The organism is Stenotrophomonas sp. GD03654 (assembly GCF_029845105.1).
Taxonomy (GTDB): domain Bacteria; phylum Pseudomonadota; class Gammaproteobacteria; order Xanthomonadales; family Xanthomonadaceae; genus Stenotrophomonas; species Stenotrophomonas africana.
Genome location: NZ_JAOCLC010000007.1, coordinates 63772 through 85610, shown reverse-complemented (window position 1 = coordinate 85610; position 21839 = coordinate 63772). Strand labels below are relative to the sequence as shown.

The following is a 21839-nucleotide window of genomic DNA, read 5'->3' as shown; positions in this document are numbered from 1 at the left end:
GCAAGATCGCGTGGACCAAGGGATCATCGCCAGCCTGCTGCAGCACCCGCTTGCGTCTGCGCTGGTCATCGTCGACCGCACGGGCCGCCCGCTGGCGGCCAATCCGGCTGCGCGCGAGCATGGCCTGCCGGCTACCGTGGCCGCGTACGCGCCGATGCTGGAAGATCTACGCCTGATGGCCGCCGACGGCGGCATCGTGGCCTGCACGCTGCCGGGCGGCCCGCACGGGCACTACGATGGTCACCTGCGTGCCGTGCACGATGGCGCGGGCAATCTGCTGGCCTTTACGCTGAGCATTCCCGAACCGGTGCCGCTCGGCGGCGGCGGGCGCTGGGAGCTGGCGCTGGACAGTGCCGGCCACAGCCTCTGGGACTGGGACATTCCCAGCGACCGTGTGCTGCGCACCCCGGCACTGGGTGATGAAACCGCCCCCGGGATTCTGGCCCGCGTGCACAGCGAGGATATCGCCCAGGCGCGGCTTGCACTGGACGAGCATCTGCGTGGCCTGAGCGAGCAGTACAGCGCACAGTTCCGCTTCCGCCAGGCCGATGGCCAATGGCGTTGGGTACTGGACCGCGGTCGCGTCGTCGCCCGCACCGCCGATGGCCAGCCGCTGCGCATGGTCGGTACGCATACCGATATCGAACAGCAGAAGCAGCTGGAAGGGCTGCTTCAGGAACAGCAGCTGCACCTGAGCGAGGCCCAGCGCATCGCCAGCATGGGCAGCTGGTCGTTCGACCCCAACAGCGGTCAATTCTGGTGGTCGCCGGAGCTGCGCTCGATGCTGGCGCTGGAGCAGGGCAGTGCACCCGGCCAGCGACGCTGGTTGAAGCAGCTGCACCCGCGATCGCGGGGAGCGTTGCGCGCAGCATGGCGGCGCCTGTGGCGCGATGGCCGGGCCGCCAACATCGAACTGGAACTGACCCGGGGCAATGAACCGTCGCAGCATCTGCGCCTGTGGATGCAGCCGCTGCTGGACATGGATGGCCAGCCCAAGCGCCTGCTCGGCCAGGTGCAGAACATCACCGAGCAGCACCAGACCGATGCACTGATCCGCTGGCGCACCGAACTGCTGAACCGGGTTTCCGCGCTGGGCCGCATCGGCGGCTGCGAAATCGAAGTGCTGACCCGCAGCATGCAGTGGACCGAGGAGTGCTACCGCATCCACGGCCTGCGCAAGGAACCGATCACCCTCGACCAGGCGCTGGCGTTGTACACCGAGGACTCACGCAACGCCTTCGAAGCGGCGCTCGCCCGTATCGCCAACGGCGGCCTGCCGGAGCAGCTGGACCTGTGCTTCTACCGCCAGTCCGGCCTGCGCGTCTGGGTGCAGGTGCTGATCGAGCTGGACCGCCGCGACGGCCTGCCACCGCGCTTCGTGGTGCTGTTCCGTGACATCACCCGCGAGCGCGAGGCCAATGAGCGCATCGAGCTGCTGGCGCACTACGATCTGCTCACCGGCCTGCCCAATCGCGTGCTGCTCGGCGAGCAGACCGCCGAGGCAATCGAGGAAGCGCGCGACCGTGGCACATCGCTGGCGATGCTGTTCATCGACCTGGATGGCTTCAAGACCATCAACGACAGCTTCGGTCATGCCACCGGTGATGCGCTGCTGAAGGCCGCGGCCACGCGCCTGCACCAGAACCTGCGCAACAACGACCTGTTTGGCCGCTTCAGTGGCGACGAATTCATCGTGGTGCTGCGCGACCTGGCCGAGCCGGAAGACGCCGGCCACGTCGCGCGCAAGTTGATTGCTTCGCTGGCCGAGCCGCTGCGCCGGGGTGAGACCACGCTGAAGGTCGGTGCCAGCGTGGGCATCGCCATGCTCGGTGAGGCTCAGACCGATTTTGATTCGCTGCTGCGCGCGGCCGATGCCGCGATGTATGCGGCCAAGGAAGCGGGGCGCAACACCTACCAGTACTACAGCCAGGACGCGTTGGCCCGCATCCAGCGCCGGCTCGAGCTCGAACATGCGCTGCACGGGGCCATCGAGCGCGACGAGTTCAGTCTGGCCTACCAGCCGCTGCTGGACGCCCATCACGGCGAGCCGCCGGCGATCGAGGCACTGCTGCGCTGGCACCGCCCCGGCATTGGCTACTGCAGCCCGGCCGAGTTCATTCCGATTGCCGAAAAGTGCGGTGAGATCGTTCGGATCGGTGACTGGGTGTTGAACGAAGCCTGCCGTCAGGCGATGGCCTGGGACCGGGCTGGGCTGCGTTTCGACCGCATCGCGGTCAATGTATCCGCGGTGCAGTTGCGTGACCGCGGCTTTGCCGAACGTGTGATCGAGATCTGCCATGCCCACGGCTGGCCGCCGCAACGGCTGGAGTTGGAGCTGACTGAGTCCGCGCTGATCCGTGACACCGACATCCTGCGCCATTGCTTCGATGTGCTGGAACGGCACGGCGTACCGCTGGCGGTGGATGACTTCGGTACCGGCTTCTCCAACCTCAATTATCTCAACCGCTTCCCGGTCGGTCGCCTGAAGATCGACCGCAGTTTCGTGCAGGGCATGCTGCATGATTCGGGCACGGCCGAAGTAACCCAGGCCATCGTGCACCTGGGCCACGCGCTGGGCATGAAGGTGGTGGCCGAGGGCGTGGAAACGCACCAGGAAGAAGACATGCTGCGCCGCCAGGGCTGCGACGAGATCCAGGGCTACCTGTACTCGCGCCCGCTCAGCCCGCGTGACCTGGCGCAGTGGCTGCGCCAGCAGCACCCGGCCCCGATGCGCACCGACGCCAGCGGCGAAGCAGTGCTGGTGCGCTGATCAGCTGCACTGGTTGGAATTGACCTTGGCTGCTGTGTCTATCCTCGCATGGCGTAGGTCTACCGCAATCCGCTTTGGTGGGTGCCGACCGTTGGTCGGCACTGATGCCTGGACGCGCGATCATCCACGCATGGCGTGGATCTACCTTGGAAACTCCGACTTCAACTGCATGCGCAAGGCCTCGACAATGGCCGCATAGCGCCGCCTCTGCACCAGATAGCTGGCCAGGAACAGCGGCAGCACCACCAGCAGCGGCGCCACCATCGGGCGCATCGCCACCAGCGGCAACAGCACCAGCGACAGGATTGCCACGAACCAGCTGCACAGGCCGATCACCCGCACCTCATGCCGTCGCGCGTTGAGCACGACGCGTCCTCGCATCACCGGGAAATAGCGCAGGCCGAAGCTCGGCGCGAAGCTCTCGCGGAACGCCATGCTGCCGTCGGGTAGCGCATGGAAGGCCAGGTCCAGCCATTTGTCCTGCGGCAGGTCACGTTCCAGGCTGCCCAGCGAGAGCCGGGCCTGCATGGCGGGCGACGCTGCGATGCGTTCGTTGAACAGGGTGATGCCCCAGCTGAAATAGCTGGCCGCCCAGGCCATCATAAGGACGGTCTCGATCAGCAGAAGTGCGATCAGGACGATGGCCATCGGTCTTCCATGAAGGGGACCGGTGGATCATGCCATGCGCGACGGCCTATCCACGCATGGCGTGGATCTACTTCAGCGCCTCGCCGTCCAACCCCAGGTCCCACGCCAGTCCCAGCAGCTCCTCGTCCGCGCGAGACGGGGCGGGCCGCGCATCCGCCAGCTGCTGCAGCTCGCGGATCTCCTCGCGGGCGACCTCTTCCAGCTGTTGCAGCTGCTCACGCACGCTCGCGTTGCGCGGGCGCTCGGTGTCGGTGAGGGAGGGCAGGGCGCGGATCAGGGTCATGGTGCGTGTACAGGATGCATCCAACGGCGGGTTACAGGCAAAGGCCCCGGACGAACCGGGGCCTTGCGGGCTGCCGGCGACGGCAGCGGACATCAGGGTCAGAACAGCTCGACGGTGCCGGCGCCCATGCTCTGCTGGGCAACAGGCTTGTGCGGCGGGCGTTCCCATTCGCTGCGCAGCTCGCGCAGTCGGCTGCCGGTGCGCTGCAGGGCGGTGGCGATCTCTTCGTCGAACACGCCGCCGTTGCGATGCAGCAGTTCCTGCAGGGCCACCGCTTCGCGGTTGATCGCGGTCAGGCGGTCCAGGTGGGTGTGCACGCCGCCCAGCGCCTGGGTGGCAATGTCCTCGAACTGCAGGGCGCGCACCGCTTCGGCCACGCTGCCATCGATCGAGCGGGCGCACTCGGACACTTCGCGCATGCCGTCGCCCAGCGAGGCGTTGATCTGCGCGACGTTGTCGAGCATCGCCGCCGCTTCCTGGCGGGCTTCGCGGGAGCGGTCCATGTCGCGCGAGGCCATGTGCGAAACCGTCTCGCGCACCTTGGCAATGGCGTCCTTGGAGCTGTGCGCCAGCTTGCGGATCTGCTCGTTGAAGGTGGTCGAGCGCTCGGACAGGTTGCGCACTTCGTCGGCGACCACCGCGAAGCCACGACCGGCTTCACCGGCACGCGCCGCTTCGATTGCAGCGTTCAGGGCCAGCAGGTTGGTCTGGTCGGCGATCGACTTGACGTCTTCCAGCAGCGCGAAGATGCCATCCAGGTGCTGTGCCATCTGATCGATGTGCTGCACGGTGGTGCTGCTCTGGCCGCTCACCTGTTCCAGTGCTTCCACCAGCTGTTCCATGCGGTGGCTGGCATGCTGGGCAAAGCGGGCAACGTCGAGGCCAGCGCTGCCTTCATCGCCGGCGCGGTCGACGATGCGCGACAAGGCCTGGCTCTGCTGGCGCGACTTGCGGTTCATTGCATCGAAGCTGCCGCCGAGGCTGGAGACGGCCTGGCGGATCAGGTCACGGGCGCGTTCCACTTCGCCACGCGAACCGTCGATCTCGTTGCCGACGAAGTTGCGCAGTTCGGTCAGCAACTGGTCCTGCTCACGCAGGACACGGGCGTGTTCGGGGGAGCGGTGCGCCTGGGCGCGGGTGGTCCACCACGCAAAGCCAAGCCAGCTCAGCGTCATCGTGGTCAGGATCGCCCAACGCAGGGCGGCCGGCCATTCGAAACCGATGGCGAAGGGGAGCAGCAGGGTCAGAGCCAGGGGGGCGGCCAGACGGATGAAAATGCGTGAGTACATGGACGTTCTCGGGAGGTGCACGGAGGATGTATCGGCCGTACCCCCTTTCTCTTTAACGTCGAAATGCCTCGAAGTGCATTCTGAATGCGCCGGTTTTCCGACGCCTTGGCGGCCTCGGGGTCAGAGCCCTTTCCGTGCCGGAAAGGGATCCGACCTCATGCGGCTCAGGCCAGCTGCCGGTCCACGGCTTCGATCATCGCCTTGCGGCTGAACAGGAAGTCCCAGTAGCTGCCGCCCAGCTGGCGCCACAGCACCGCCGAGCGCACCGCCGCCAGCAGCAGGGCGCGGATCTCGGCCACCACGCCGGCCTGGCCCAGGTAGTGCGGGTTGCCCTGCACCATGACCCGCGGTTTCAGGTGGCTGATGGTGTCGGCGTACAGGCCGCCCAGGTTGGCCAGCACGTCCGGGTGGCCGCTGTCGCCCAGTTCGGTGGCCTGGCGCTGGGCGCGCTCGATGCCCGAGGCGACCTTGTTCACGGTGGCGCCATCCTGAACGAAGCGGCGCTCCAGCTGCAGCACCGACAGGGCCAGCTTGGGCAGGATCGGGTCCTGGCCCTGGCTGCGGAAGTAGTTGTGCAGCAGGCGCAGGCCGGACTTCAGTGCATGGCGGTCACCGAACACCTCCTGCGGCGAGGACGCATCGACGCGGAACACGCTGTCCACGGCGGTGCGCACGGCGGCGGCGTCGGAATGGCCGGTATCGGCGATACGGCGTACCTGCTGCAGGGCCTGGGCAATGCCGGCCAAAGCCAGGACGCGGTCGTCGACAGTGAAACTCATGCAGCGATTACCTCAAAAGGGGAAGGGGTGGTGCGCAGGCGCTGTTCCAGCGGCGCATCGGTGGCGGCGATCACCGCGCCACCCAGGCACACATCACCGTCATACAGCACCAGCGATTGACCAGGGGTAACGGCGCGCTGCGGGCGCGCGAAGGTGACCAGCACGCTGCCATCGTCCAGCACATCGACCGTACACGGCTCGTCGGGTTGGCGGTAGCGGGTCTGGGCGGTGCATTCGAAGCGCCGTGCCGGCGGCGAACCGGCGATCCAGTGCGCGGTTTCCGAGCGCAGGCGCTCGGACAGCATCCACTTGCTGTCACGGTCCTGGTCCACGTACAGCACGTTGCTGGCCACGTCCTTGCCAACCACGTACCACGGCGCGGCCGGGCGGCCACGCACGCCGCCGATGTTCAGGCCCTCGCGCTGGCCCAGGGTGAAATAGAACACACCCGGATGCTCGGCGATCACGCTGCCGTCGGCCGGGTCGAGGATCTGGCCGGGCTTGGCCGGCAGGTAGCGGCCGAGGAATTCACGGAAGTCGCGCTCACCAATGAAGCAGATCCCGGTGGAGTCCTTCTTGGCGTGGGTCGGCAGGCTGACGTCACGCGCGATCCGGCGCAGGTCGGTCTTTTCCAGGTCGCCGATCGGGAACAGGGTCGCCGACAGCTGTTCCTGGCCCAGCTGGTGCAGGAAGTAGCTCTGGTCCTTGGAGCGGTCGGCACCACGCAGCAGCAGCCACTGATGGCCGCGCTGGGTCACCCGCGCGTAGTGGCCGGTGGCGATGCGTTCGGCGCCCAGCTCGCGGGCGGCGTCCAGGAAGTGCTTGAACTTCACTTCGCGGTTGCACAGCACGTCCGGGTTCGGCGTGCGCCCGGCCGCGTACTCGGTCAGGAAGTGCTCGAACACGCCCTGCCAGTATTCGCTGGAGAAATCGCGGAAGTGGAAGGGGATGCCGAGCAGGCCGCAGACGGCCACCGCGTCGCGGCGGTCGTCCTCCGCGCGGCAATCGCCACTGCCGTCGTCGGCCCAGTTCTGCATGAACAGGCCGGCCACGGCTTCGCCCTGCTGTACCAGGCGCCAGGCGGCGACCGAGGAGTCGACGCCACCGGAAACGCCCACCATCACGCGCGGAGTGCTCATGCGACCTCCCGGACCAGGGAAAGTGGGTGGCGCTGGCCACCCAGGTAATCGGCCACCACCTGCCAGACGAGCGGGCTGCGCAGGCGTTCACCGGCGGCCTGCAGTTCGGCCGGGGTCAGCCACAGCGCGCGGTCGATGCCGGTGTCCAGCGGCTGCGCCGGGTCGTGCGAGACCGGGCGGGCTGCGTAGCAGAAGCGCAGAAAGGCTGTTCCGTCGCCGGCAGTCCACTGGTAGCAGCCGATGAAGTGGGTCAGCTGCACGGTCCAGCCGGTTTCCTCGCGGGTCTCGCGCAGGGCTGCCTCGGCCAGGCTTTCGCCCGGCTCGAGGTGGCCGGCCGGCTGGTTCAGCACCTGGCGGCCGTCGATGGTCTCTTCAACCAGCAACACGCGGCCGCCGTCGACCACCACGGTGGCGACAGTGGCGTGCGGTGCCCAGCGCGGGTCCGGCGTGGCGTTCAACTCAGAATTCGTCCTTCTTGGTCAGTTCCAGCTCCATGGCGTCGGCGGTGCGGATGGCCGCGTCGATGGCGTCGCTGAGCTGGTCGGCGGTGGCATCGGCGTCGATCTTGACCACGAACATCGCGGTGGTGTCCTGCTTCACCCAGCCGCCCATCTTGGCGTCCTGCGAATCTTCCAGCAGGCGGTTGGCCACGGCCACCGGGAACTGCTTGGTCTTGGCGCTGTAGGCCGGCGACCAGATCTCGCGGATGTTGTGGCTGCCGAAATCTTCCACCGACGAGCGCACATAGACCATCTGGGTGCGGTCACCCTCGACGTCGAACACCATGCGGTAGTCGCCATCCTCGTCCACTTCGTAGGTGTAACCCAGCTTGTCCAGGTGGCGGGCCACGGCCTTGTCGGCGTCTGCGGCGGCAGCGGAGCCGGCGGCAGCCAGGGCGATCAGCAGGGCGGGGAGAAGGGTCCTTTTCATGAAGATCCTGTGAAACAGTGTTGAGAGAGGGTGCAATTGTGACGGTGGGCGTGCGTGGCGTCCAATCTGCGGCAGCCCGATGCAGGCTTGCCCGTGCCTCTATAATGGGCAGATGCCCCATGAGTCTTCCCCCGATTCCCATCACGAGCACGGCGTTGCCGTGGAGCCCGCGCGCCCGGAAGTGGCGCCGCCGCCGTTCTACCAGGTGATGCTGCTCAACGACGACTACACCCCGATGGATTTCGTGGTGGACGTGCTCCAGCAGTTCTTCAGCATGGACCTGGACAAGGCCACGCAGGTGATGCTGCACGTCCATACCCGCGGCCGTGGCGTGTGCGGGGTGTTCACCCGCGAAGTGGCCGAGACCAAGGTGGCCCAGGTCAACGAGTATTCGCGGATGAACCAGCACCCGCTGCTGTGCACGATGGAAAAGGCCTGACCGGCAGCCGATCCTCGTCCGGGTACATCGACTCCGGACACGGCGTGCCCACCAAGGTGGGCACCTGCCAAGGCAGAAACCTGTTGAGCCGAGCCCATGCTCGGCTGCTTTTCGTCCCGGCGCAATGATCCCGGATGGAGTGCGCCCACCAGGCGCGGAGGTCACGCCTCCGCCAACGCCTCCAGCGCCATGCGTGCCACTGCCTCGTCGACCTCGGCGGGGTCGCCGTCGTCCCGGAACCACACCGCTGACAGCCCCGCGCTGGCTGCAATCCAGCGCAGCAGGCGCGTGCGCTCCACGCCTGCCAGCACACTGACCTGTTCCAGCCGGGCGGCAAACCGTTCGGGCCGCGTGGCAACGTGGATGCCGGGACCGCAGAGATCCGGGTTGCTGAACATCGTCGTGTAATCAAAGGCACGATCACCCAGCAGCCGCTTCGGGTCGATCGCCAGCCAGCCGCGCGCGCCGAAATCGAGCACGTTGTCGTGGTGCAGGTCGCCATGCAGCGGCCGGATCTCGCGCTCTTCCTGCAGCAACGCCTCCGCGAGTGATCTGCACTGTTCCAGCAGTGGCGGCAGCACGGCCCTTGGCTGCAGCAGGTCGGCGAACCATCTACGGAGGCAGACCAGTTCCGCTGGCGGCGCGCTCCGTGGCCGGTGCAGCCGCTGCAGGACCTGGCACAGGATCGTGGTGCAGGCGTCATCGTCGCCCCCTATCGAACGTTGCCGCAGCGAGTCGCCGCCGGCACGTTCGATCAGGATCGCCGGCCCCTCGTGGGCCAGCAGGCGGGCGGCGCCATCGCCTTCCCACCAGCGCAGCAGGCGATGGCTGTTCTGCTCTTCGGTTTCGCTGCTGATCTTCAGCATGGCCGGCTCTCCGGCGGCGGTCAGCACCGGCCAGAGCTGGGCATGGGGCGTTTCGATGGCCGCGCCATCACGCCGCAATCGCCAGCGGCTCAGGTAGGGTTCGCTCATGCTGGGTGGGCTGTCCTGGGGTGAATGAAGATCAAGCGATTCGCACTGCTAACGCCATCTGAACGCAGCAATCCGCTAGGGTGATGGAAATCGCGTAGTCAGGCCGCATATTGTCCCTATCTGCCGCCGGAGTAATCCATGTTCAGCAAAGACCTCGAACACACCATCGGCCAGTGCTACAAGCGCGCCCGTGAGGCCCGGCATGAGTTCATGACGGTCGAACACCTGCTGTTGGCACTGCTCGACAACCCGTCCGCCCAGGCCGTACTGAAAGCCTGTGGTGCAGACGCCGAACGCCTGCGCCAGGAGCTTGAGCAGGCCATCGAGGCCTCCGTGTCCCGCCTGGCCGAAGATGACGGCCGCGATACCCAGCCGACCCTGGGCTTCCAGCGCGTGCTGCAGCGGGCCGTGTACCACGTGCAGTCCTCGGGCAAGAAGGAAGTCACCGGCGCCAATGTGCTGGTCGCCATCTTCGGCGAAAAGGACTCCCACGCCGTCTATTACCTCAACCAGCAGGACGTCACCCGGCTGGACGTGGTCAATTACCTTTCCCATGGCATTGCCAAGCTGGGCGAAGAAGGCGAGCAGCCGTCCTCGTCCTCCGAGGGCGAAGGCCGCATCGAAGGCGGGGAGGGAGAGCCGAAGGGAGATGCCCTGACCGAGTTCGCCAGCAACCTCAATGAACAGGCCCGGGCCGGTCGCATCGACCCGCTGGTCGGTCGTGCCGACGAGATCGAGCGCACCATCCAGGTCCTGTGCCGCCGCCGCAAGAACAATCCGCTTTACGTGGGCGAGGCCGGCGTGGGCAAGACCGCCATCGCCGAGGGCCTGGCCCGCCGCATCGTCGAGGGCTCGGTGCCTGAGGTACTGGCCGACGCGGTGATCTACTCGCTCGACCTGGGCGCGCTGGTGGCCGGCACCAAGTACCGCGGCGACTTCGAAAAGCGCCTGAAGAGCGTGCTGACCGCGCTGAAGAAGGTGCCCAACGCGGTGCTGTTCATCGACGAGATCCACACCATCATCGGTGCCGGCTCGGCGTCGGGCGGCACCATGGATGCGTCCAACCTGATCAAGCCGGCGCTGGCGTCCGGCGAGCTGCGCTGCATCGGCTCGACCACCTTCCAGGAATACCGTGGCATCTTCGAGAAAGACCGGGCGCTGGCCCGTCGCTTCCAGAAGATCGACATCGTTGAGCCGACCGTCGGCGAGACCTACGAGATCCTGCAGGGCCTGAAGTCCAAGTACGAGCTGCACCACGGCGTGACCTATTCAGACGAGGCACTGCAGGCTGCGGTGGACCTGTCGGTCAAGCACATCGGCGACCGCCTGCTGCCGGACAAGGCCATCGACGTGATCGACGAGGCCGGCGCCCGCCAGCGCCTGCTGCCGGAAGGCCAGCGCAAGGAGCTGATCGACGTCGAGGAAGTGGAGGCGATCGTCGCCAAGATGGCGCGCATTCCGACCAAGCAGGTCAGCGCCACCGACAAGGATGTGCTGCAGCACCTGGAGCGCAACCTGAAGATGGTGATCTTTGGCCAGGACCCGGCCATCGAGACGCTGTCCTCGGCGATCAAGCTGGCCCGTTCGGGCCTGGGCAATCCGGAAAAGCCGATCGGTAACTTCCTGTTTGCCGGTCCGACCGGTGTCGGCAAGACCGAGGTGACCAAGCAGCTGGCACTACAGCTGGGCATTGAGCTGGTCCGCTTCGACATGTCCGAGTACATGGAACCGCATTCGATCAGTCGCCTGATCGGTGCCCCTCCGGGTTACGTCGGCTTCGACCAGGGCGGCCTGCTGACCGAGAAGATCGTCAAGACGCCGCATTGCGTGCTGCTGCTGGACGAGATCGAGAAGGCGCACCCGGACATCTTCAACATCCTGTTGCAGGTGATGGACCGCGGCGTGCTGACCGATACCAACGGTCGTGAAGCCAACTTCAAGAACGTGGTGCTGGTGATGACCACCAATGCCGGCGCGGCGCAGGCTTCGCGGCGTTCGATCGGTTTCACCAAGCAGGATCATGCCACCGACGCGATGGAGACCATCCGTCGCAGCTTCACCCCGGAATTCCGCAACCGCCTCGACGCGGTGGTGCAGTTCCAGGCGCTGGGCTTCGAGCACATCCTGCGCGTGGTCGACAAGTTCCTGATCGAGCTTGAGATGCTGCTGCAGGACAAGCACGTCAGCCTGTCGGCCACGCCGACCGCGCGTGATTGGCTGGCCCACCATGGTTTCGACCCGCTGATGGGTGCCCGCCCGATGGCCCGCGTGATCCAGGACAAGATCAAGCGTCCGCTGGCCGACGAGTTGCTGTTCGGCAAGCTGGTCAACGGTGGCAAGGTCAGCATCGACGTCCGCGACGACGAGCTGGTGGTCGAGACCCAGGCCGAACCAGAGCGCCTGCTGCCGGTGACGGTGGAGTAAGGCGGCGCCGGATCCATTCCGGGTGCGGTTGGAAAACAAGGGCGGCTCCGGCCGCCCTTGTTGCGTATCCGCCCTTCAACGTCCCTGCTGGGCCAGGCGCTTGAAGGTTGCCGCATCGACCGGCTCGATCCAGGTCACGGTGCAGTGGTTGCTGTCGGTCTGCAGCGTGCTGCGAGCATCGCCACAGATCTGCTCGGTCGTGTTGGGTGTGAAGAAGACGTAGCTGGCCGATGCCGCGGCGCCCAGGCAGCGCTTCTGCAGGTGGACCCGATAGTGGTTGTTGCCGTCGCGCAGCAGCACTTCGCGTTCCGTACTGGAGGGGCGGATGTCGCGGCTGGTGCCGAGGGCGATGCACTCGGCCGGGGTGGAGGGTTTGGCGGGTTTGGCGGGTTCGGCGGCGCGCGCCGACAGGGGGAGGCTGGCCAGCAGAACTGCCGGCAGCAGGACGTGCGGGAGCAGGGCGTTCATGATCGGGCGGGGGTGGCGATCCGGACTGGATCGGATCCCACGATGCCGCTGTCGCTGCAAATGCGAATCTGCCGCAAGCAGGGCTGACCGACGCCATGGTGAGATCGGTCACGATGACCTTTGGCGCATCAGGCCGCGATTGAACGAAATCCCTGCTGGCGCCGCCATCCCCGATGACGAATGCGACCGCCTCGTGCGGAATGTGCAATCGCGATGCTGGATGTTGGACAGGGACGAAAATGCGCTGCGGGCGAAGTCTGGAACTTTCTTTCGCGCACGACAAAAGGCCAGCAGCGAGGCCGGCCCTGTCGGAGTGGCGCAGTGCGCCGACCGCTTACTTCATGCGGTAGGTGATACGACCCTTGGTCAGGTCGTACGGGGTCATTTCAACCTTGACCCGGTCACCGGTGAGGATGCGGATGTAGTTCTTGCGCATGCGGCCGGAGATGTGGGCGATGATTTCGTGCCCATTTTCCAGACGAACGCGGAAAGTGGTGTTCGGCAGCGTCTCGCTGACGGTGCCCTCGAACTCGATGGAATCGTCTTTCGACATGTAGTCCTGTGCGGTTCAGAAAACGGCCACGCTGGGCCTAAGGCGCGGTATTTTACGCGTGATGGGCCTGGCTTGCAAAGTTTGTGTTAACCCCCGGCCAAACGCCGTGCTGGCAAGCGTCCTACCGCCTGGATCCAGGGGCCTTCACGGCCGTCACGGTGCACGGCCTGACGGACGTGCTCCAGAAAGTCCGCGCGCGGCAGGTGTTCGGCGCCCATCCGCAGCAGGTGCGGATTCTCCACCTGGGCATCGATCAGTTCCCAGCCCCAACCACGCAGGGTGGATGCCAGGGCGGCCAGGGCGATCTTGGAGCCGCCGCTGGCGCCACTGAACATGCTCTCGCCGAAGAACATGGCGCCGATCGCGACGCCGTAGATGCCGCCGACCAGCGTCTGCCGATCCCAGACTTCGAAGGAATGGGCGAAGCCGAGATCGTGCAGCTGGCTGTAAGCCTCGACCATCGCCGGGCTGATCCACGTACCGTCCTGGCCGGGCCGCGGCGCTGCAGCGCAGGCACGCATCACACGGCTGAAGGCGGTGTCGGCGGTGATCTCCCACGTGCTGCTGCGCAACTGGCGGCGGAAGCGGCTGGACAGATGCACGCCCTCGGTGCGGAACACCATGCGCGGGTCCGGCGACCACCACAGGATTGGCTCGCCCTCGCTGAACCACGGAAAGATGCCGCCGGCATAGGCATTGAGCAGTCGCACCGGATGCAGGTCGCCGCCCACCGCGAGCAGGCCGTCGGGCTGGCGCAGGGCGGTCTCGGCCGGAGGGAAGGGGGCGTCCGGCGCATCGGCCAGGCGCCAGGGCAGCTGGCGGGTCATGCCGCCATTGTATTCGTCGTGGTGATCGCTGATGTCTGGCACCATCAGCGTCCAATGGCAAGGAGCCCCACGCTTGAGTGACACGATCACCGCCATCCTCGATGTGCACGACACCCCGCGCACGCGCAACGACAGTCAGAGCATGCTGCTGGCGCTGGCGACTGAGCAGCCGGGCCAGCTCGGTGCGCTGATGCTGCTGGCCCTGGCCCGGTGCTCACCCGGCTCGGCCTTTCTCGACATGGCGCTGGATCTGCTGCCCGACGAAGTGGTTGCGCCGGTCTGTGCCGAGGCCTGGCGTCGCTATCGTGATGGCGAGCGCGGCGAGCTGCTGGCCAGCGTGATCGAATTCACCAGCTACCAGGCGCCGCAGGTGCTGCAGGACGACTGGGAGGCCTTGCTGGCGCTGGCCACCGAAGACGAGCTGCAGCTGGCTTCGCAGGTATGGCGGAGCCTGCCCTCTGCCATCGCCGCACAGTGGGCACAGATTCTGGCTGAGGCCGATGACGATCGCGAAATGGCGCGGGCCAGGGCGCTGCTGCTCGCGGCGCGGCCCGAGAGCTATGCCGTTGCTCGCGGCTACCTCGCTGACTGGGGCGCGCTGGATGCTGAGGTCTGGGCGCACTGGGCCGGCGTCGCCGACGGACCGCAGCCGCGGCGCCTGCATGGGGAGCGGCCGTTGCACATCCGCTTCGGCCGCGAGCAGCATCGCGCGCAGGTGGCCGAAGAGCCGAGCTGGCGCAAGCGCATCTGGCGCCTGCACCCGACCTGGAATGGTGGGCAGGTGCACCACGCCGGGCAGATGGGAGGGCCGCTGGAAGCGCTGTGTGGCAGCTGCCATGCGCCGCTGCAGCGCCTGCTGCGAACCGATGCTGCCGCGCTGCAGCCGGGCGCGGCGGGTGAGATCACGCTGGGCCTGTGCCTGGACTGCTGCGGTTGGGAAGATCCGCCTGTGCGTTTCTATCGCCATGATGCCGCCGGCCTGCCCAGCTGCCACCCCAGTCAGCGTTTGGAGGTGCCGGCCACGCCGACCGACAGCGGTGATCTGATGCAGGCCGAGGTGGGTCTGGCCGCCATGGACAGTGCGCGCTGGCAGCAGCAGGACTGGGGACAGTCCAATCATCGGCAGAACCTGTCGCGCGTGGGCGGTGCGCCGAGCTGGGTGCAGAGTGCCTGGTATCCGGCGTGCATCGATTGCGGTGAGGAGATGCCCTTCGTGATGCAGCTCGATTCGACGCTGCCGACCACCGGTGGCGGCGCGCTGCTCTGGGGCAGTGGCGGCATGCTCTACACGTTCTGGTGTGCGAAGTGCCGGGTGAGTGGGCACTTCTGGCAGTGCACCTGAGCACAGCGTCCTCGCCAGCGCTCTGATAAACGCCAACCTTGGTTGGCAGACCTCATTGCTCTGGTAGGTGCCAACCTTGGTTGGCACGCTTCTCGGTACCGCGCCAGTCGAGCAAGCTCGACTCTACGACTCTACGCGGAACGGCCCATGCCCCTGCAGCTCCTGCTGGTACCGCCGCACATCGCGCCGCTCCTGCCGGCACCAGTCCTGCAGTGCTTCTGCGAAATCCGCATCAGCCACCCAGTGCCGGCTGCGCACCCGCGTCGGCAGGAACCCGCGCGCCAGCTTGTGCTCGCCCTGTGCACCCGGCTCGAAACGGGTCAGCCCTTCGCGCAGGCAGTATTCGATGCCCTGGTAGTAGCAGGCTTCGAAGTGCAGGCCGGGCAGGGTGGCGCCGCCCCAGTAGCGGCCGTACAGCGTGTCGCCACCGCGCAGGCACAGCGCCCCGGCAATCGGCTCGCCGTCCAGTTCGGCCAGGAACAGCACCAGCCCGCGACCCAATGAAATGGCCAGATGGCGCAGGAACGCCTCGGTCAGCGCCGGAGCGTTGCCGTACTCGAGGAAGGTCTGCAGGTAGAAGCGATACATCGCCTGCAGGTCCGCGCGGCTGGCCTCGTCGCCGTGCACCACGCGGAAGCTGATGCCCTGGCGGGTGACCTTGGCCCGTTCCTGGCGGATGTTCTTGCGATGCTTGTGATTCATCGCACCGAGGAACTGGTCGAATGTCGCCCAGTCACCGGGGTTCTGCCACTGGAACTGCACATCCTCGCGCAGCAGCCAGTCATCGCCGAACAGGACCTCGTCGCCGGCGGCATGGAAGTTGATATGGGCCGAGGACACATCCAGCGTCGGCAGCGCCTCGCGCAATGCCGACAGCAAGGTGGCGCGCTCTGAATCGTGACGGGCCAGCAGCCGCGGGCCGGTGACCGGCGAGTACGGCACCGCGCCCAGCCACTTCGGATAGTAGTCGCGGCCATGACGGGCATACGCGTTGGCCCAGGCATGGTCGAACACGAACTCGCCGTGCGAATTGGTCTTCAGGTAGCCCGGAATGGCGCCGACCAGCGTGTCGCCCTCCCACAGCGTGAAGTGCCGGGGCTGCCAGCCCCAGTCCTCACGCAGGCAGCCATGCTGTTCCAGGCCCGACAGGAAGGCGTGGCTGACGAAAGGATTGCGGCCGTCGTGCAGTGCATCCCAGTCGGCTGCGGCAATGGACTGCAGGGAGTCGAGGAAGCGAGGGGAGGACATGAGGGAAGGATAGGGCAGATGAAACAGAAAGGCCGACGCACTGGCGTCGGCCTTCTATCCGGAGTCGAGCGTGGCTCGACCCTACAGAAGCGGGTCAGCCTCTCAGCTGGCCTTGCCCTGCGCGTCCAGGTAGCGCTCGGCATCCAGCGCCGCCATGCAGCCGAAGCCGGCCGAAGTGATCGCCTGGCGGTAGTGCTGGTCGGCCACGTCGCCGGCGGCGAACACGCCTTCCACCGAGGTCTGGGTGGCATTGCCGCCCAGGCCCGAACGGATTTCCAGGTAGCCGTTGTTCATTGCCAGCTGGCCGTCGAACAGGGTGGTGTTCGGGTGGTGGCCGATGGCCACGAAGAAGCCGTGGGCGTCGATGTCGCGGGTGCTGCCGTCCAGCGTGGACTTCACGCGCACACCGGTCACGCCGGCGTCGTTGCCCAGCACTTCCTCCACCTGGTGGTGCCAGACGGTCTCGATCTTGCCTTCGGCCACCTTCTTGAACAGCTTGTCCTGCATGATCTTCTCCGCCTTCAGGGTGTCGCGGCGGTGGACCAGGTAGACCTTGCGGGCGATGTTGGACAGGTACAGGGCCTCTTCCACGGCGGTGTTGCCGCCACCCACCACGACCACGTCCTGGTCGCGGTAGAAGAAGCCGTCACAGGTGGCGCAGGCGGACACGCCGCGGCCCTTGAACTCGTCTTCGGTCGGGATGCCCAGGTACTTGGCGGTGGCGCCGGTGGAAATGATCAGCGCATCGCAGGTGTACTCGTGGCTGTCGCCGATCAGCTTGAACGGGCGCTGCGACAGGTCGGCGGTGTGGATGTGGTCGAAGATGACCTCGGTCTCGAAGCGCTCGGCATGAGCCTGCATGCGCGCCATCAGGTCCGGGCCCATCAGGCCGTGGGCGTCACCCGGCCAGTTGTCCACCTCGGTGGTGGTCATCAGCTGGCCGCCCTGCTGCAGGCCGGTGATCACGACCGGCTTCAGGTTGGCGCGGGCGGCGTAGACGGCGGCGGTCCAACCGGCCGGGCCGGAACCGAGGATGACGAGGCGCTGGTGGCGGGAGGGCAGGCTGGTGCTCATGTAAACTCGCGAAAAGGTAGATGGGACAAGGCGCTGGCGATATTTGCGCAGCATCCGTGGCAGGTCATAGAGTGGCGGCTGGGGCAGGGCGATTCAAGCCGATGAACAGAACGCCGTCATCCAGCGGTGGTTCCTGCCCTCCGCAGACCCTGTCAGATGTCGCATAACTGAAAACTGACGCCGTCTCATTTATTATCAATCACTAACAGCGCATTCCAAAGGTATGGTCTAAGGTGGCGAAGCAGGTCCCCGAACGCTCCAAGTCCGACGACAGCAAGGCGTCACGTCGCACGGCCGCGGCGGCGACGACCGACAATCCACGCCGCCAGCGCCTCTGGCGCGATCTAGGTCTGATCGCCATCGCGCCGGCCCTGCTGTACCTGGCGGCCAGTCTTTTCACCTATTCAGCGACGGACCCGGGCTGGTCGCACACCGGCAGCGTAGTCGCGCCGGTGCACAACCTCGGCGGCCGCGCCGGGGCCTGGATCGCCGATGTGCTGCTACAGCTGTTCGGCTACATCGCCTTCCTGCTGCCCGTGGTGCTGGGCGCGCTGGCGTGGATCGCCATGTTCGGGCTCAAGCGCGAAAGCAAGGGCGAGAACGACCTGGACCCGGCGCTGCGCCTGGTCGGTCTGGTCGGCTTCCTCATCGCCGGTACCGGCTTCCTGCACGTGCGCCTGTTCAGTGGTGATATTTCCAGTGCCGGCGGCATCCTCGGCAAGCTGGTCGGCAATTCGCTCACGGTGGGCTTCGGCGCGCTGGGCGCGAACCTGTTCGTGCTGGTGCTGCTGCTGGCCTCGATCACCCTGGCCACCGGGCTGTCGTGGTTCACGGTGATGGAAAAGATCGGCCGCGGCGTGATGTCGCTGGCGCCGTTGCTGGCGCGCAAGAAGGAAGAAGTCACCGAGTGGCAGCAGACCCGGGTGATGCGCGAGGAGCGCCAGGAAGTGCGCAAGGCCGATGCCGAGGTGCGCGCCAAGCGCGAGCCGGTGAAGATCGAGCCGCGTCCGGAACCGGTGATCGAGAAGAGTGATCGGGCCAAGCGCGACACGCAGATCCCGATGTTCCGTGGCGTAAACGGCGACGGCTCGGACCTGCCGCCGCTGGCTCTGCTGGACGACCCCAAGCCGCAGCCGGTGGGCTACGACAAGGAAACGCTGGACGCGCTGTCGCGGCAGATCGAGTTCAAGCTGAAGGACTTCCGCATCGACGCCCAGGTGGTCGGCGCCAACCCTGGCCCGGTCATCACCCGCTTCGAGATCGAGCCCGCGCCGGGCATCAAGGTCAGCCAGATCAGTTCGCTGGACAAGGACATCGCGCGCGGCCTGTCGGTGAAGTCGGTGCGCGTGGTCGACGTGATTCCGGGCAAGTCGGTGATCGGCCTGGAAATTCCCAACGTCACCCGCGAGATGATCTACCTGTCCGAGCTGCTGCGTTCGAAGGAGTACGACAAGTCGGCCAGCGTGCTGACCCTGGCGCTGGGCAAGGACATCGCTGGCCGCTCGACCGTGGCCGACCTGGCGCGCATGCCGCACCTGCTGGTGGCCGGTACCACCGGTTCGGGCAAGTCGGTGGCGGTCAACGCGATGGTGCTGAGCCTGCTGTTCAAGGCCTCGCCGAAAGATCTGCGGATGCTGATGATCGACCCGAAGATGCTCGAACTGAGCGTCTACCAGGGCATCCCGCACCTGCTGGCGCCGGTGGTCACCGACATGAAGGAGGCCGCCAACGGCCTGCGCTGGTGCGTGGCCGAGATGGAGCGCCGCTACAAGCTGATGAGCGCGGTGGGCGTGCGCAACCTGGCCGGCTTCAACAAGAAGGTGAAGGAAGCCCAGGATGCCGGGCAGCCACTGATGGACCCGCTGTTCAAGCCGAACCCGGAACTGGGCGAGGCGCCGCGCCCGCTGGAGACGCTGCCGTTCATCGTCATCTTCATCGACGAATTCGCCGACATGATGATGATCGTCGGCAAGAAGGTGGAAGAGCTGATCGCGCGCCTGGCACAGAAGGCACGTGCGGCCGGCATCCACCTGATCCTGGCCACGCAGCGCCCGTCGGTGGACGTGATCACCGGCCTGATCAAGGCCAACATCCCGACCCGCATCGCCTTCCAGGTCAGCTCCAAGATCGACTCGCGCACCATCCTCGACCAGTCCGGCGCGGAAACCCTGCTGGGCCACGGTGACATGCTGTACCTGCCGCCGGGCACCGCCATGCCCGAGCGCGTGCACGGTGCCTTCGTCTCCGACGAGGAAGTGCATCGCGTGGTCGAGCACCTCAAGGCGATGGGCCCGGCCGACTATGTCGACGGCGTGCTGGACGAAGTGCAGACGATGGGTGACGGCGTGGTCGTCGGCGCCACCGGCCTGCCAGAGAACAGCTCTGCCGGCGACGAGTCCGACCCGTTGTACGACGAAGCGCTGCGGGTGGTCACCGAGACCCGCCGTGCCTCGATTTCCGGCGTGCAGCGCCGGCTGAAGATCGGCTACAACCGTGCAGCGCGACTGATCGAGGCCATGGAAGCGGCCGGCGTGGTCAGCTCGCCCGAGCACAACGGCGACCGCACGGTGTTGGCACCGCCGCCGCCGAAGTAAGACCCGACGTATCCCCCACGACGTCCAAGGAACCGACGCATGCTTCACCCCGTACCAAGCGCGCTGGCACTGGCGCTGGCAGCCTTCCTGGCTGCCGGCCCGGCACTGGCAGAAACCGCCACCTCCGCGCCCGCCACGGCGCCGCCTTCCACCAGCGGCGATACCGAAGCCAGCAATAATTTCAGCATTGTCCGTTACCGCGCCGACTACCAGGTGCGGCCCGATGCGGGCAATGTACAGACCGAAACCTACGAAGTCCTGCTCAAGACCAAGGCCTCGGTCGAGCAGTTCAGCCAGGTGCGGCTGAGTTACAGCGAGAAGATGGAGACGCTGGAAGTGCTCGGCGCCTACACCATCACCGCCGATGGCCAGCGCCGCGACGTACCCGCCGACCGCATCTATACCCAAGAGAGCTACTCCAGCGCCTCGGCGGCGATGTATGCCGACCGCAAGGTGCGGGTGATCGTGTTCCCGAACCTGGCCCCGGGCACGCGCCTGTACTACCAGGTGCGCCGCACCCAGGCCACGCCGTACTTCCCGGGCTATTTCGGCCTGTGGGAGACCTTCAATGTGTTCACCGAGTACGAGGACGCCGAGGTCACCCTGAGTGCGCCGGCCAACCTGCCGATGTTCGTCGACAGCCGCGGCGTGCAGGGCAGCGATCGCCCCACGGTGAAGAACGGCCAGGCGCAGTGGCGCTGGCGCTACCAGCGGCGCGAAGCCATGCCGGCACAGAACTGGTCGGCGGCGGGCTGGGAGTTCGGCCCGAACATCATGGCCAGCACCTATCGTGACTGGTCGCAGATGGGGCGCGCCTACCAGCTCAAGGCCGGCCCGGCCGCGCAGGTCACGCCGGAACTGCAGGCGCTGGCAGACGAAATCACGACTGGCATCGGCGACCGTCGCGAGCAGGCTGACGCGCTGTACCGCTGGGTGGCGCAGAACATCCGCTATGTGGCGGTGTACCTGGGCAATGGCGGCCTGGAGCCGAACAGCGCGCAGAGCATCCTCGACAACCATTATGGTGACTGCAAGGATCACGTGACGATCCTCGAGGCGCTGCTGGCGGCCAAGGGCATCGCCAGTTCGCCGGTGCTGATCGGTGCGGGCGGTGGCCCGACGTTGCCCAAGATTCCGGTGCTGGGCCGCTTCAACCACGCCATCACCTATATTCCCGAGTTCGATCTGTACCTGGATTCGACCACGGCGTGGGCGCGCTTCGGGCAGTTGCCGGAAGGTGACCTGGGCGCCCCGGTGATGCGTACCCGCGATGCCACGCTGGCACGCACCCCGGCCAACACGCCGGAGCGCAATGCCACCTCGATGGAAGTACGTTTCACCTTCGACGCCAACGGCAACCTGCGCGGCGAGACGATCCCGAAGCTGGGCGAGAACGCCGAGATCGGCATGCGCGCCCAGTTCTCCCAGCTCAATGCGCAGAACCGTGCGCGCGCTGAAGAGCAGATCATGGCCGCGTCCGGTTTCGACGGGCGAGGGCAGCTGCAGATCCAGGGCGTTCCGGTCGACCTGACCCGGCCGTTCGGCTACCGCATGGCGTTCCAGGCCGAGGACTACGCCGACTTCAGCGTGGCCGGCGGCATGGCCGTGCCGGACCCGCCGGGCGGCGAATCGGTGCGCGGCCTGTACGCGACCGCCTCGGCGCCGGCCAACGAGACGCCGTTCTACTGCAATGCCAGCCTGCGTGAGGAGACCTACCGCCTGCAGTTCCCGGCCAACGCGCCGATCATCGCTATCCCGGCCAGCCAGCGTTTCGCCAATGCCGCCGGCGAGTACCGGGTGGACTGGAGTCGCGAGGGCCAGGACGTGATCGTGCATCACCGGTTGCAGCAGAACGCGGTGCGTGGCCCAGAGGCGCTGTGCCAGCCGCAGGACTATCCGGCGTTCCGCGCGCTGTATCGCGAAGTGCGGCGTGGTTTCCGCGGCCAGGTGCTGTACGGCAAGCTGCCGGGCTCCGGCGGCTGAATCGCCGATGGACGTTCAGGGCGGCATAATGTCGCCCTGATCGCCCATTCATCTTTCCCCGGGCACACTGGCAAC

General features: G+C 66.7%; 19 protein-coding genes. 6 read left to right on the top strand and 13 right to left on the bottom strand.

Going from position 1 to position 21839, the window contains the following annotated elements:
- Positions 1–10 precede the first annotated feature (10 nt).
- Positions 11–2770 (top strand): EAL domain-containing protein, encoded by a 2760-nt coding sequence (locus tag N5J73_RS04825; protein ID WP_049446358.1) that lies wholly within the window; start codon positions 11–13, stop codon positions 2768–2770.
- Positions 2771–2911: 141 nt separating this feature from the next.
- Here the strand turns inward: N5J73_RS04825 and N5J73_RS04820 are convergent, their stop codons facing one another.
- The 7 genes from N5J73_RS04820 to N5J73_RS04790 all read right to left on the bottom strand — a co-directional run bounded on the left by N5J73_RS04820 (position 2912) and on the right by N5J73_RS04790 (position 7838).
- Positions 2912–3418 (bottom strand): hypothetical protein, encoded by a 507-nt coding sequence (locus N5J73_RS04820; protein ID WP_049446360.1) that lies wholly within the window; start codon positions 3416–3418, stop codon positions 2912–2914.
- 67 nt (positions 3419–3485) lie between these two features.
- Positions 3486–3701, bottom strand: coding sequence for a hypothetical protein (locus N5J73_RS04815; RefSeq protein ID WP_049446361.1), 216 nt, complete (start codon positions 3699–3701; stop codon positions 3486–3488).
- A gap of 98 nt (positions 3702–3799) precedes the next feature.
- Positions 3800–4990 carry a methyl-accepting chemotaxis protein gene (locus N5J73_RS04810; protein ID WP_049446363.1) on the bottom strand — a complete coding sequence of 397 codons (1191 nt, stop codon included), beginning with the start codon at positions 4988–4990 and terminating at the stop codon, positions 3800–3802.
- Positions 4991–5154: 164 nt separating this feature from the next.
- Positions 5155–5769 carry a high frequency lysogenization protein HflD gene (gene hflD / locus N5J73_RS04805; protein WP_049446364.1) on the bottom strand — a complete coding sequence of 205 codons (615 nt, stop codon included), beginning with the start codon at positions 5767–5769 and terminating at the stop codon, positions 5155–5157.
- Positions 5766–6908: a tRNA 2-thiouridine(34) synthase MnmA gene (gene mnmA / locus N5J73_RS04800; protein ID WP_049446365.1), complete on the bottom strand. Its 1143-nt coding sequence runs from the start codon at positions 6906–6908 to the stop codon at positions 5766–5768. The genes hflD and mnmA overlap by 4 nt, the downstream gene beginning before the upstream one ends.
- On the bottom strand, positions 6905–7366 hold the full coding sequence (locus N5J73_RS04795; protein ID WP_049446367.1) for an NUDIX hydrolase: 462 nt from the start codon (positions 7364–7366) through the stop codon (positions 6905–6907). Before N5J73_RS04795 ends, mnmA begins: the two co-directional genes overlap by 4 nt.
- A 1-nt stretch (position 7367) precedes the next feature.
- Complete coding sequence (locus N5J73_RS04790; RefSeq protein WP_049446369.1) at positions 7368–7838, bottom strand: hypothetical protein; 471 nt, start codon at positions 7836–7838, stop codon at positions 7368–7370.
- A 112-nt stretch (positions 7839–7950) separates the two neighbouring features.
- Here N5J73_RS04790 and clpS point away from each other — a divergent pair, with 112 nt between their 5' ends.
- Complete coding sequence (gene clpS, locus N5J73_RS04785) at positions 7951–8277, top strand: ATP-dependent Clp protease adapter ClpS (RefSeq protein ID WP_006444529.1); 327 nt, start codon at positions 7951–7953, stop codon at positions 8275–8277.
- 161 nt (positions 8278–8438) lie between these two features.
- On the opposite strand, the gene N5J73_RS04780 is transcribed toward clpS, so the two are convergent.
- The gene (locus N5J73_RS04780; protein ID WP_049446763.1) at positions 8439–9251 is read right to left on the bottom strand and encodes an APH(6) family putative aminoglycoside O-phosphotransferase; all 813 of its coding nucleotides are present in this window, start codon (positions 9249–9251) and stop codon (positions 8439–8441) included.
- Positions 9252–9389: 138 nt separating this feature from the next.
- Here N5J73_RS04780 and clpA point away from each other — a divergent pair, with 138 nt between their 5' ends.
- Positions 9390–11675: an ATP-dependent Clp protease ATP-binding subunit ClpA gene (clpA, locus tag N5J73_RS04775; RefSeq protein ID WP_010485852.1), complete on the top strand. Its 2286-nt coding sequence runs from the start codon at positions 9390–9392 to the stop codon at positions 11673–11675.
- A 75-nt stretch (positions 11676–11750) separates the two neighbouring features.
- On the opposite strand, the gene N5J73_RS04770 is transcribed toward clpA, so the two are convergent.
- The 3 genes from N5J73_RS04770 to aat form a co-directional block, all read right to left on the bottom strand.
- Positions 11751–12143, bottom strand: a complete 393-nt coding sequence (locus N5J73_RS04770; protein ID WP_049446765.1) for a hypothetical protein — start codon at positions 12141–12143, stop codon at positions 11751–11753.
- A gap of 334 nt (positions 12144–12477) precedes the next feature.
- Positions 12478–12696 (bottom strand): translation initiation factor IF-1, encoded by a 219-nt coding sequence (gene infA / locus N5J73_RS04765; protein ID WP_005409596.1) that lies wholly within the window; start codon positions 12694–12696, stop codon positions 12478–12480.
- Positions 12697–12782: 86 nt separating this feature from the next.
- Positions 12783–13568: a leucyl/phenylalanyl-tRNA--protein transferase gene (aat, locus tag N5J73_RS04760; protein WP_340623591.1), complete on the bottom strand. Its 786-nt coding sequence runs from the start codon at positions 13566–13568 to the stop codon at positions 12783–12785.
- A 28-nt stretch (positions 13569–13596) separates the two neighbouring features.
- Here aat and N5J73_RS04755 point away from each other — a divergent pair, with 28 nt between their 5' ends.
- Entirely contained in the window at positions 13597–14865 is a 1269-nt protein-coding gene (locus N5J73_RS04755; RefSeq protein ID WP_049446766.1) for a hypothetical protein, read from the top strand.
- A gap of 123 nt (positions 14866–14988) precedes the next feature.
- On the opposite strand, the gene N5J73_RS04750 is transcribed toward N5J73_RS04755, so the two are convergent.
- Both N5J73_RS04750 and trxB read right to left on the bottom strand, forming a co-directional pair.
- Entirely contained in the window at positions 14989–16113 is a 1125-nt protein-coding gene (locus N5J73_RS04750) for a GNAT family N-acetyltransferase (protein WP_049446768.1), read from the bottom strand.
- A gap of 102 nt (positions 16114–16215) precedes the next feature.
- On the bottom strand, positions 16216–17187 hold the full coding sequence (gene trxB, locus N5J73_RS04745; protein ID WP_057501125.1) for a thioredoxin-disulfide reductase: 972 nt from the start codon (positions 17185–17187) through the stop codon (positions 16216–16218).
- A gap of 233 nt (positions 17188–17420) precedes the next feature.
- On the opposite strand from trxB, the gene N5J73_RS04740 reads away from it, so the two are divergent.
- Both N5J73_RS04740 and N5J73_RS04735 read left to right on the top strand, forming a co-directional pair.
- A complete protein-coding gene (locus N5J73_RS04740) occupies positions 17421–19781 on the top strand; it encodes a DNA translocase FtsK (protein ID WP_049449527.1) in 2361 nt (786 codons plus the stop codon).
- Between the two features lie 39 nt (positions 19782–19820).
- Complete coding sequence (locus N5J73_RS04735) at positions 19821–21764, top strand: DUF3857 domain-containing protein (protein WP_049449525.1); 1944 nt, start codon at positions 19821–19823, stop codon at positions 21762–21764.
- Positions 21765–21839: the final 75 nt, after the last annotated feature.

What these genes read in the sequence shown, in the direction of transcription:
- trxB (WP_057501125.1), bottom strand. Translation starts at nt 17,187, where the DNA reads ATGAGCACCAGCCTGCCCTCCCGCCACCAGCGCCTCGTCATCCTCGGT.
- N5J73_RS04790 (WP_049446369.1), bottom strand. Translation starts at nt 7,838, where the DNA reads ATGAAAAGGACCCTTCTCCCCGCCCTGCTGATCGCCCTGGCTGCCGCC.
- mnmA (WP_049446365.1), bottom strand. Translation starts at nt 6,908, where the DNA reads ATGAGCACTCCGCGCGTGATGGTGGGCGTTTCCGGTGGCGTCGACTCC.
- N5J73_RS04780 (WP_049446763.1), bottom strand. Translation starts at nt 9,251, where the DNA reads ATGAGCGAACCCTACCTGAGCCGCTGGCGATTGCGGCGTGATGGCGCG.
- infA (WP_005409596.1), bottom strand. Translation starts at nt 12,696, where the DNA reads ATGTCGAAAGACGATTCCATCGAGTTCGAGGGCACCGTCAGCGAGACG.
- N5J73_RS04735 (WP_049449525.1), top strand. Translation starts at nt 19,821, where the DNA reads ATGCTTCACCCCGTACCAAGCGCGCTGGCACTGGCGCTGGCAGCCTTC.
- N5J73_RS04750 (WP_049446768.1), bottom strand. Translation starts at nt 16,113, where the DNA reads ATGTCCTCCCCTCGCTTCCTCGACTCCCTGCAGTCCATTGCCGCAGCC.
- N5J73_RS04770 (WP_049446765.1), bottom strand. Translation starts at nt 12,143, where the DNA reads ATGAACGCCCTGCTCCCGCACGTCCTGCTGCCGGCAGTTCTGCTGGCC.
- N5J73_RS04820 (WP_049446360.1), bottom strand. Translation starts at nt 3,418, where the DNA reads ATGGCCATCGTCCTGATCGCACTTCTGCTGATCGAGACCGTCCTTATG.
- clpA (WP_010485852.1), top strand. Translation starts at nt 9,390, where the DNA reads ATGTTCAGCAAAGACCTCGAACACACCATCGGCCAGTGCTACAAGCGC.
- N5J73_RS04815 (WP_049446361.1), bottom strand. Translation starts at nt 3,701, where the DNA reads ATGACCCTGATCCGCGCCCTGCCCTCCCTCACCGACACCGAGCGCCCG.
- N5J73_RS04810 (WP_049446363.1), bottom strand. Translation starts at nt 4,990, where the DNA reads ATGTACTCACGCATTTTCATCCGTCTGGCCGCCCCCCTGGCTCTGACC.
- hflD (WP_049446364.1), bottom strand. Translation starts at nt 5,769, where the DNA reads ATGAGTTTCACTGTCGACGACCGCGTCCTGGCTTTGGCCGGCATTGCC.
- aat (WP_340623591.1), bottom strand. Translation starts at nt 13,568, where the DNA reads ATGGTGCCAGACATCAGCGATCACCACGACGAATACAATGGCGGCATG.
- clpS (WP_006444529.1), top strand. Translation starts at nt 7,951, where the DNA reads ATGCCCCATGAGTCTTCCCCCGATTCCCATCACGAGCACGGCGTTGCC.